This is a genomic window from Streptomyces sp. NPDC060002 (assembly GCF_042737245.1).
GTDB lineage: Bacteria > Actinomycetota > Actinomycetes > Streptomycetales > Streptomycetaceae > Streptomyces.
The window spans coordinates 90,129-99,272 of record NZ_JBHWUW010000030.1; the positions used below are offsets into that span (position 1 = coordinate 90,129).

The following is a 9,144-nucleotide window of genomic DNA, read 5'->3' on the forward strand; positions in this document are numbered from 1 at the left end:
CGGCGCGGGCGGGCGGGCGACGGACCTACGCCGCCTCCCGGAACGCCGCCGCCTCCTCCAGGTCCAGTCGGCGCAGCAGCGTGCGCAGCATCTCGTCGTCGATGTAGCGGCCGTCCCGCAGCCGGACGAACATCTCGCGCTCGGCGCTGATCATCTCGCGCGAGAGGCGCCGGTAGGTGTCGTCGACGGTCTCGCCGGTGACCGGGTTGACCTGCCCGAGGCGCTCCCAGACGGCGTTGCGGCGGCGCTCCAGGACGCTGCGCAGACGGTCGGCGAGCGGCGGCGGCAGCGCGTTGCGCTCGTCGGACAGCAGCGCGTCCAGGCGCTCCTCGGCGACCCGGGAGGCCTGTGCCTGGGCGTTGGCCTCGGCGAGCGTCGCGGCCTGCGGGTCGGGCTCGGGGAACTTCAGCAGGCGGATCAGCGGCGGCAGGCTCAGCCCCTGCACCACCAGGGTGCCGATGACCGTCGTGAAGGTGAGGAAGAGGATCAGATTGCGGTACGGGAAGGGCGCGTGGCCGTGGTCCACGGTGAGCGGGATGGAGAAGGCGATGGCGAGCGAGACCACGCCCCGCATGCCCGCCCAGGCGATGACGATCGGCCCCCGCCAGGTCGGATTCTCCTCCCGCGCGCGGATACGTGCCGACAGCAGCCGGGGCAGGAAGGTCGCCGGGTACACCCACAGGAAGCGCGCCGCCACGACCACGAGGAACAGCGCGACGGCGTACCAGGCGGCATCCACGCCCTCGTAGGCGCCGAGGCCCTTCAGGACGACGGGGAGCTGGAGGCCGATCAGCGCGAAGACCGCCGACTCCAGGACGAAGGCGACCATCTTCCACACGGCCTCCTCCTGGAGGCGGGTCGCGAAGTCGACCTCCCACGCGCGGTGGCCCAGGTAGAGGGCGACGACGACCACCGCGATGACGCCGGAGGCGTGGAACTGCTCGGCCGCCGCGTAGGCGACGAAGGGGATCAGCAGGGAGAGCGTGTTCTGGAGCAGGGGCTCCTTGAGGTGGGTGCGCAGCCAGTGCAGCGGGGCCATCAGGATCAGGCCGACGGCGGTCCCGCCGACGGCCGCCACCAGGAACTCCTCGATACCGCCGGCCCAGGACGCGCCCTCGCCGACCACGACCGCGAGGGCCACCTTGTAGGCGGTGATCGCGGTGGCGTCGTTCAGCAGCGACTCGCCCTGGAGGATCGTGGTGATCCGTGACGGCAGGCCGACCCTGCGGGCCACCGCCGTGGCCGCGACCGCGTCCGGCGGCGCCACCACCGCGCCCAGCACCAGCGCCGCCGTCAGCGGCAGCCCGGGAACGATCAGATAGGCGGCCCAGCCGACGGCGAAGGTCGCGAAGAGCACGTATCCGACCGACAGCAGGGCCACCGGCCGCAGCTGGGCGCGCAGGTCGAGATAGGAGCTGTCGGTGGCCGACGTGTAGAGCAGCGGAGGCAGCAGGAGCGGCAGCACGACGTCCGGGTCCAGGGTGTAGTCGGGCACCCCCGGCACATAGGACACCACCAGGCCGACCGCCACCAGCAGCAGCGGCGCGGGCACCGGGGTGCGCCTGGCCGCCGCCGCGAACGCCGCACTGCCGGCCACCAGCAACAGCAGTGGCATCACGTCCATGTCCTGCCCGCCCTCGTTTTTCCGCGCGGTCGTCCGCGCGCCCGTCGTAATCTGGCAATCATGAAACAGTGCACGCACGCCGACGCGCTGCCCCACCCGGAACCCGTCCCGCTCGGTGAGACGTGTCCGGAGTGCCTGCGGGACGGCACCCACCCGGTGCAACTCCGGCTGTGCCTGACCTGCGGCCATGTCGGCTGCTGCGACTCCTCGCCGAGCCGGCACGCGACGGGTCACCACAAGGAGTCGGGTCATCCGGTGATGCGGACCTTCGAACCCGGCGAGAACTGGCGCTGGTGCTTCGTCGACCACGTGCTCGTATGAGGAGACCATGACGTCCCGGCCGTCCGGCGGGTACGGTTCGACCATCTGACGCCTGGGTACGTCAACCCGGCGCGCCCTGTTCCCATTTGGGCCGACCGACCACTAGACACGGAGCGTGTTCACAGCTTTACTGTGAGTGACGCCAGGGGGTTGGGGTCCCGGGGACAGAAACTTGAGAGCGCGATAGCGTCACCGCTGCACCACACACGCGTTACCCCGGGGGGCGACCCTCGGCCCCGAGAAAGCTTGTACCACCTTGGAGGTGAGGGTGTCCCAGATCGCAGGCGAGCCCGCGACCCAGGACTTCGTGGAAGTCCGGCTGCCGGCTGCGGGTGCCTACCTGTCGGTGCTGCGGACGGCCACGGCCGGCCTCGCGGCCCGTTTGGACTTCACCCTGGACGAGATCGAGGACCTGCGCATCGCGGTGGACGAGGCCTGCGCGATCCTGCTCCAGCAGGCCGTGCCGGGCTCCGTACTCAGTTGCGTGTTCCGACTCGTCGACGACTCACTGGAAGTCACCGTGTCCGCGCCGACCACGGACGGACACGCCCCCTCACGGGACACCTTCGCCTGGACCGTCCTGTCCGCCCTCGCGGGCAAGGTGTCCTCCGCCGTCGACGAGGACAAGACCGTGACGATCAGTCTCTACAAACAACGCGGCGCGGGACCCGGGCCGGCGTGAGGAACGGGGACGGGCCGGTGCGGGACGAAGAGCGCGGCACACGGGAGCTGCCGGCCGAGAACGCCGAGATTCCAGTCTCTCCGGACGGTTCCCGACGCATGGCGGACGGCATCGACGGCATTCCGGAGCAGGCCCGGCCGCATCCGGAGGACGACTCGGTCTCCGCGCAGGCGGGTCCGCCGGAAGGTGCCGTGCAGGGCTCGCCTCGGGAGAGGCGGATCGGGGGCTCGCCCCCGGGCCGAGCAGAGGCGAGGGCTCGACAGAGGGCGACGGGCGGGACAATGAGCGAGCACCAGCGAGACGGCGAACAGAGCGTGCCGGGCACGCAGCACGAACCACCGGCCACCCCCGCCCCGGGGGACCGCAGCGGAGCACGGGCGATGTTCGTCGAGCTGCGCAAGCTCGAGAGCAGCAGTGCCGAGTACGCGGAGATGCGCAACCAGCTGGTCCGCATGCATCTGCCGCTCGTCGAGCACCTCGCGCGGCGCTTCCGCAACCGCGGCGAGCCGCTGGACGACCTCACCCAGGTCGCCACCATCGGCCTGATCAAGTCGGTCGACCGCTTCGACCCGGAGCGCGGCGTGGAGTTCTCCACGTACGCGACCCCGACGGTCGTCGGCGAGATCAAGCGGCACTTCCGTGACAAGGGCTGGGCGGTGCGGGTGCCGCGCAGGCTCCAGGAGCTGCGCCTGGCGCTGACCACGGCGACGGCCGAGCTGTCGCAGCAGCACGGTCGCTCCCCCACGGTCCACGAGCTCGCCGAGAAGCTGGCGATCTCGGAGGAGGAGGTCCTGGAGGGCCTGGAGTCCGCCAACGCGTACTCCACCCTCTCCCTGGACGTGCCCGACACCGACGACGAGTCGCCGGCGGTCGCGGACACCCTGGGCGCGGAGGACGAGGCGCTGGAGGGCGTCGAGTACCGGGAGTCCCTCAAGCCGCTCCTGGAGGACCTCCCGCCGCGCGAGAAGCGGATCCTGCTGCTGCGGTTCTTCGGCAACATGACCCAGTCGCAGATCGCGCAGGAGGTCGGCATCTCGCAGATGCACGTCTCGCGCCTGCTGGCCCGCACCCTGGCCCAGCTGCGGGAGAAACTGCTCGTCGAGGAATAGCGGTACAGCGCTTCAGCAGCGCCGCTACTCCGATGCGCGGCCCGGCCCCCGGATCCCGAGGGCCCGGGTCGTCTCGCCGTTGACGAGCAGGACGAGCGACGCGACGGCGGTGGCCGCGAGCGCGATGCCCGCCGGGATCGCCATGCTGTCGGCCTGCAACAGGCTGTAGGCCACCGGCAGCGCCATGATCTGGGTGATGACGGCGGGTCCCCGGCTCCAGCTGCGCAGACCCAGCAGCCCACGGGCGGCGAGCAGCGGCAGCAGCGCGAGCACGATCAGCGTGACTCCGCCGGTGAGGGCCTGCTGACGGCCGTCCGGGTCGCCGCTGATCCCCAGGGCGAACATCCACACCCCGCCGACGACCAGCGCCAGCCCCTCCAGGGAGACGAGCGCGGCGGCGTACGTCAGCCGGCGCGGGCGGGGTTCTGCGGATTCCGGGACGGCGGGAGTCTGGTCACTGCTCACCCCAGAAGGGTAGCCCGCGCCCCTGACCGGGCCCCGGGCCGCCCGCGCGGGCAGGCGCGGCGCTCGTGTCGAGGCTCACCCCGCGATCTCTTACCCGATCCCCACCTCGGCCTGTGCCCGGTACCACCCAGTAGGTACGCTGCAACTCATGCGTGCACTTCTCGTGGTCAATCCGGCGGCAACCACTACGAGTGCACGGACGCGCGACGTCCTCATCCACGCGCTCGCGAGCGAGATGAAGCTCGAGGCGGTCACCACGGAGTACCGCGGGCACGCGCGTGACCTGGGCCGGCAGGCGGCGGACAGCGGAAACGTCGACCTGGTGGTGGCCCTCGGCGGCGACGGCACGGTCAACGAGGTGGTCAACGGCCTCCTGCACGACGGCCCCGATCCGGGGAACCTGCCCGGCATCGCGGTGGTCCCCGGCGGCTCCACCAACGTCTTCGCCCGCGCCCTGGGGCTGCCCAACGATCCGGTGGAAGCCACCGGCGCGCTGCTGGACGCCCTGCGTGAGAACAGAGAGCGTACGGTCGGGCTCGGCCTCGCCGCGGGTACGCCGGGCACGGAGGACGAGGCGGTGCCCTCGCGCTGGTTCACGTTCAACGCCGGGCTGGGCTTCGACGCCGGGGTGGTCGGAAGGGTGGAGCAGCATCGCGAGCGCGGCAGAAGATCCACCCACGCTCTTTACATCCGTCAGGCCGTGCGCCAGTTGTTGGGTGAGTCACAGCGCAGGCACGGGTCGATCACCCTGGAGCGGCCGGGCGCGGACCCGGTGACCGATTTGGTGCTGTCCATAGTCTGCAACACGGCTCCGTGGACCTATCTGGGCAATCGCCCGGTGTACGCGTCACCTAAGGCCTCGTTCGATACAGGGCTCGACGTACTGGGCCTCAGCCGTCTGTCCACGGCCTCGGTTGCCCGATATGGCACCCAGTTGCTCACTTCGTCCCCCGAGCGGGGCCCGCACGGCAGGCATGCCGTCTCACTGCACGATCTGGACCAGTTCACCTTGCATTCGAAGGTCCCTTTGCCCCTTCAGATGGACGGTGACCACCTGGGGCTGCGAACAAGCGTGACGTTCACAGGCGTACGCCGTGCACTGCGTGTGATTGTGTGAGCAGAAAGGGCTGAAGTCCTTTCACTCGAACGTTTAGACCAGGGTCCACCCCATGGAAGTACGGCTGTGACCTAGTCGACACCGAGGAATCAAAAAAAACTTTCCGGAAGGGGTTGTATCCGCCGCTGAGGTTTGCGAGTCTCTACGTGGCGATCGGGACAGCCCGCAACACCGGCATCCACTGATCACCGGAACCCCTCTTCAAACAACAGGACCGCGCCAGGGAACCTGGCTGGTGGCCCTTCACTTGTTGAGGGATTCGTGAAAGCGTTCACATTCACAAGCAACCCGCACGTAATACCAAGGAGAGGTAGCAGCCATGGACTGGCGTCACAACGCCGTTTGCCGCGAGGAAGACCCCGAGCTCTTCTTCCCCATCGGCAACACCGGTCCTGCGCTGCTGCAGATCGAGGAAGCCAAGGCCGTCTGTCGTCGCTGCCCGGTTATGGAGCAGTGTCTGCAGTGGGCGCTCGAGTCCGGTCAGGACTCCGGCGTCTGGGGTGGCCTCAGCGAGGACGAGCGTCGCGCGATGAAGCGCCGCGCCGCCCGCAACCGGGCCCGTCAGGCCACCGCCTGACAACACCCGCCCCGCGAGCCTGAGCTTGGCGGCGCGTACAGCGAGTACGCATCTCCCGCCCCCGAGCCGCAGCGCGCAGTACCCCCGATGCGCAGCACAAGCTGGCAACGAGCATTCGAGCCCCGGACCCCTGAACGGTCCGGGGCTTCTTGCTGTGCGCCCGCACCTTCTGCCCACGCCGTCACGTGCGCGGGCCGTCCCATGCCCACGCCGCCCCATGCGCGCGCGTCGCTCGTCCGCGCCGTCGCTCGTCCGCGCCGTCGCCCGTCCGCGCCGTCGCCCGTCCGCTACTTCTGCGCGCGCACCGGGATGTCCAGGATCACCTGCGTGCCGCGCTCCGGCCCCGGGACCATGTCGAAGGTTCCGCCCAACTCGCCCTCCACCAGCGTCCGTACGATCTGGAGGCCGAGGTTTCCGGAGGTGTGCGGGTCGAAGCCCTCGGGCAGCCCGACACCGTCGTCCTGGACGGTGACCAGGAGACGCATCTCCTTCGTGGTGCCGCCGCGGACCGCGGAGACCTCGACCGTGCCGGTGTCGCCCTCGCCGAAGCCGTGCTCCAGGGCGTTCTGGAGGATCTCGGTGAGGACCATGGACAGCGGGGTGGCGACCTCGGCGTCCAGAATGCCGAAGCGTCCGCTGCGCCGGCCGGCGACCTTGCCCGGCGAGATCTCGGCGACCATCGCCAGCACCCGGTCGGCGATCTCGTCGAACTCCACCCGCTCGTCCAGGTTCTGAGACAGCGTCTCATGCACGATGGCGATCGAGCCGACCCGGCGGACCGCCTCCTCCAGCGCCTCCCGGCCGCGCTCGGACTCGATGCGCCGGGCCTGGAGGCGCAACAGGGCCGCCACCGTCTGAAGGTTGTTCTTCACCCGGTGGTGGATCTCCCGGATGGTCGCGTCCTTGGTGATCAACTCACGCTCGCGACGGCGCAGTTCGGTGACGTCGCGGAGCAGCACGAGCGCGCCGATGCGGGTGCCCTTGGGCTTGAGCGGGATCGCCCGGAACTGGATGGCCCCGTCCTTGGCCTCGATCTCGAACTCGCGGGGCGCCCAGCCGCTGGCGACCTTGGCGAGCGCCTCGTCCACCGGACCCCGGGTCGGGGCGAGTTCGGCGGTGGTCAGGCCGAGGTGCTGGCCGACCAGGTCGGAGGCGAGGCCCATGCGGTGGTAGGCCGACAGCGCGTTCGGGGAGGCGTACTGGACGATTCCGTCGGCGTCGACGCGGATCAGGCCGTCGCCGGCGCGCGGGGCCGCGTCCATGTCCATCTGCTGGTTGGGGAAGGGGAAGGAGCCGGCCGCGATCATCTGTGCGAGGTCGGAGGCGCTCTGGAGGTAGGTGAGCTCCAGGCGGCTGGGAGTACGCACGGTGAGCAGATTGGTGTTGCGGGCGATGACCCCGAGGACACGCCCCTCACGCCGTACGGGGATCGACTCGACCCGGACGGGGACCTCCTCGCGCCACTCCGGGTCGCCCTCGCGCACGATCCGGCCCTCGTCCAGGGCGGCGTCGAGCAGCGGACGACGACCACGCGGGACGAGGTGGCCGACCATGTCGTCCTGGTAGGAGGTCGGCCCGGTGTTGGGCCGCATCTGGGCGACGGAGACATAGCGGGTGCCGTCGCGGGTGGGGACCCACAGGACCAGGTCGGCGAAGGAGAGGTCGGAGAGCAGCTGCCACTCCGAGACCAGCAGGTGGAGCCACTCGAGGTCGGAGTCGTCGAGTGCGGTGTGCTGGCGTACGAGTTCGTTCATGGAGGGCACGTCTGCGAGCGTACCTGTGGGTTTGTGCGGGGCCTAAACCTGCCTACGGCGCGCGGTCGGCCGTAGGCGGCCCGGTCCCGGAAACACCCGCGGGCCGCGGCGCCTGAGAGGGACCCTCAGCCCTCCCGGCACCGCAGCCCGGAGCAATATCGGCCGCGGGGTGTGCGGTCCCGTCGACCGAAGGGTGAGGAGCCGGGCAGTCAGGGCAGAGAGCACCGGATCCTCGGTCCGCCCTCCTGTGCGGGGAAGGCGGAAGTTCTATGTCCCGCTACCTTCCATTGTGGACTAGACCACTAGGGGTGTCCATGCGGGGAAGGTCGTTCGTCGTTGTGGGTATGCGGACGCTCTGACATCCACAACGCAGCCTAGCCTGTGCGGGTTCCCGCGCGGGGCCAGTTGCGCGGGGCATTTTCCGCGATCCGCTCCACAGCCGGCCGCCTCCCCCTTCGCACCCGAGGACGGACACTGCCGACTCTGTTAGATTGACCTCATAGATTGGTCTAAACCACATAGTCCACCACATAGCCCTTCCGGGCCCTCCGAGCCCCTCTCAGAACGGCAGGCCAGCGTGGAAGTTGTCATCGTTGCGGACGCCCGGTCGGGCGGCGAGCTCATCGCCGATGCCATGGCGCAGCTCCTGCGGCGCAAGCCGGACGCCTTGCTCGGTGTGGCCACCGGCTCCACCCCGCTGCCCGTCTACCAGGCGCTGGCGGCCGAGGTGCGCTCCGGATCGGTGGACACCGCGCGGGCGCGGATCGCCCAGCTCGACGAGTACGTGGGCCTGCCCGCCGAGCATCCCGAGTCCTACCGTTCGGTGCTGCGGCGCGAGGTGCTGGAGCCGCTCGGCATCAGCATGCAGGCCTTCCTCGGGCCGGACGGCACGGCCACCGACGTACAGGCAGCGTGCGAGGCGTACGACCGCGCGCTGGCCGCGGCCGGCGGAGTGGACCTCCAGCTGCTCGGGATCGGCACCGACGGACACATCGGGTTCAACGAGCCGTGCTCGTCGCTGCGCTCGCGGACCCGGATCAAGACGCTGACCGAGCAGACCCGGGTGGACAACGCGAGGTTCTTCGACGGGGACATCGAACAGGTGCCGCATCACGTCATCACCCAGGGCATCGGCACGATCCTGGAGGCGCGGCACCTGGTGCTGCTCGCCACCGGGGACGGCAAGGCGGACGCCGTCGCGGCCACCGTCGAGGGGCCGGTCGCCGCGGTGTGCCCGGCCTCCGCGCTCCAGCTGCACCCGCACGCGACGGTCGTCGTCGACGAGGCCGCCGCGTCCAAGCTGAAGCTCGCGGAGTACTTCCGGCATACGTTCGCCGACAAGCCGGCGTGGCAGGGCATCTGAGGGCGCCGCCGCCACCGGCCACGACGAAGGCGCCGGGCTCCTGAAGAGGCGCCAACGCCACCGTGACGGCCCGCAGCGAACTCGGCGGCGTCCGGGTCACGGACAAGGTCCGCGGGGCCCCGGGCAAGCCCC

9 protein-coding genes are annotated in these 9,144 nt (G+C 70.3%); 6 read left to right on the top strand and 3 right to left on the bottom strand.

Annotated features, from left to right (window positions below):
• Window positions 1-25: 25 nt before the first annotated feature.
• The gene (locus ACFWBD_RS25035) at window positions 26-1,624 is read right to left on the bottom strand and encodes a Na+/H+ antiporter (protein ID WP_385670774.1); all 1,599 of its coding nucleotides are present in this window, start codon (window positions 1,622-1,624) and stop codon (window positions 26-28) included.
• A gap of 60 nt (window positions 1,625-1,684) precedes the next feature.
• Between ACFWBD_RS25035 and ACFWBD_RS25040 the strand changes: the two genes are divergently transcribed.
• The 3 genes from ACFWBD_RS25040 (at window position 1,685) to ACFWBD_RS25050 (ending at window position 3,736) form a co-directional block, all read left to right on the top strand.
• Window positions 1,685-1,945, top strand: a complete 261-nt coding sequence (locus ACFWBD_RS25040; protein ID WP_069773670.1) for a UBP-type zinc finger domain-containing protein — start codon at window positions 1,685-1,687, stop codon at window positions 1,943-1,945.
• 268 nt (window positions 1,946-2,213) lie between these two features.
• Complete coding sequence (locus tag ACFWBD_RS25045) at window positions 2,214-2,627, top strand: anti-sigma regulatory factor (RefSeq protein WP_020130755.1); 414 nt, start codon at window positions 2,214-2,216, stop codon at window positions 2,625-2,627.
• Between the two features lie 17 nt (window positions 2,628-2,644).
• Window positions 2,645-3,736, top strand: coding sequence for an RNA polymerase sigma factor SigF (locus ACFWBD_RS25050; RefSeq protein WP_385670777.1), 1,092 nt, complete (start codon window positions 2,645-2,647; stop codon window positions 3,734-3,736).
• A gap of 24 nt (window positions 3,737-3,760) precedes the next feature.
• Here ACFWBD_RS25050 and ACFWBD_RS25055 read toward each other — a convergent pair whose 3' ends face one another.
• Window positions 3,761-4,201 (bottom strand): hypothetical protein, encoded by a 441-nt coding sequence (locus ACFWBD_RS25055; RefSeq protein ID WP_385670780.1) that lies wholly within the window; start codon window positions 4,199-4,201, stop codon window positions 3,761-3,763.
• Between the two features lie 148 nt (window positions 4,202-4,349).
• On the opposite strand from ACFWBD_RS25055, the gene ACFWBD_RS25060 reads away from it, so the two are divergent.
• On the top strand, window positions 4,350-5,318 hold the full coding sequence (locus ACFWBD_RS25060; protein ID WP_385670783.1) for a diacylglycerol/lipid kinase family protein: 969 nt from the start codon (window positions 4,350-4,352) through the stop codon (window positions 5,316-5,318).
• Between the two features lie 319 nt (window positions 5,319-5,637).
• Window positions 5,638-5,895 (top strand): WhiB family transcriptional regulator, encoded by a 258-nt coding sequence (locus ACFWBD_RS25065; protein WP_006380970.1) that lies wholly within the window; start codon window positions 5,638-5,640, stop codon window positions 5,893-5,895.
• Window positions 5,896-6,182: 287 nt separating this feature from the next.
• Here the strand turns inward: ACFWBD_RS25065 and ACFWBD_RS25070 are convergent, their stop codons facing one another.
• On the bottom strand, window positions 6,183-7,649 hold the full coding sequence (locus tag ACFWBD_RS25070; RefSeq protein ID WP_385670801.1) for a sensor histidine kinase: 1,467 nt from the start codon (window positions 7,647-7,649) through the stop codon (window positions 6,183-6,185).
• A gap of 577 nt (window positions 7,650-8,226) precedes the next feature.
• Between ACFWBD_RS25070 and nagB the strand changes: the two genes are divergently transcribed.
• Window positions 8,227-9,012, top strand: a complete 786-nt coding sequence (gene nagB / locus ACFWBD_RS25075) for a glucosamine-6-phosphate deaminase (protein ID WP_385670786.1) — start codon at window positions 8,227-8,229, stop codon at window positions 9,010-9,012.
• Window positions 9,013-9,144 lie beyond the last annotated feature (132 nt).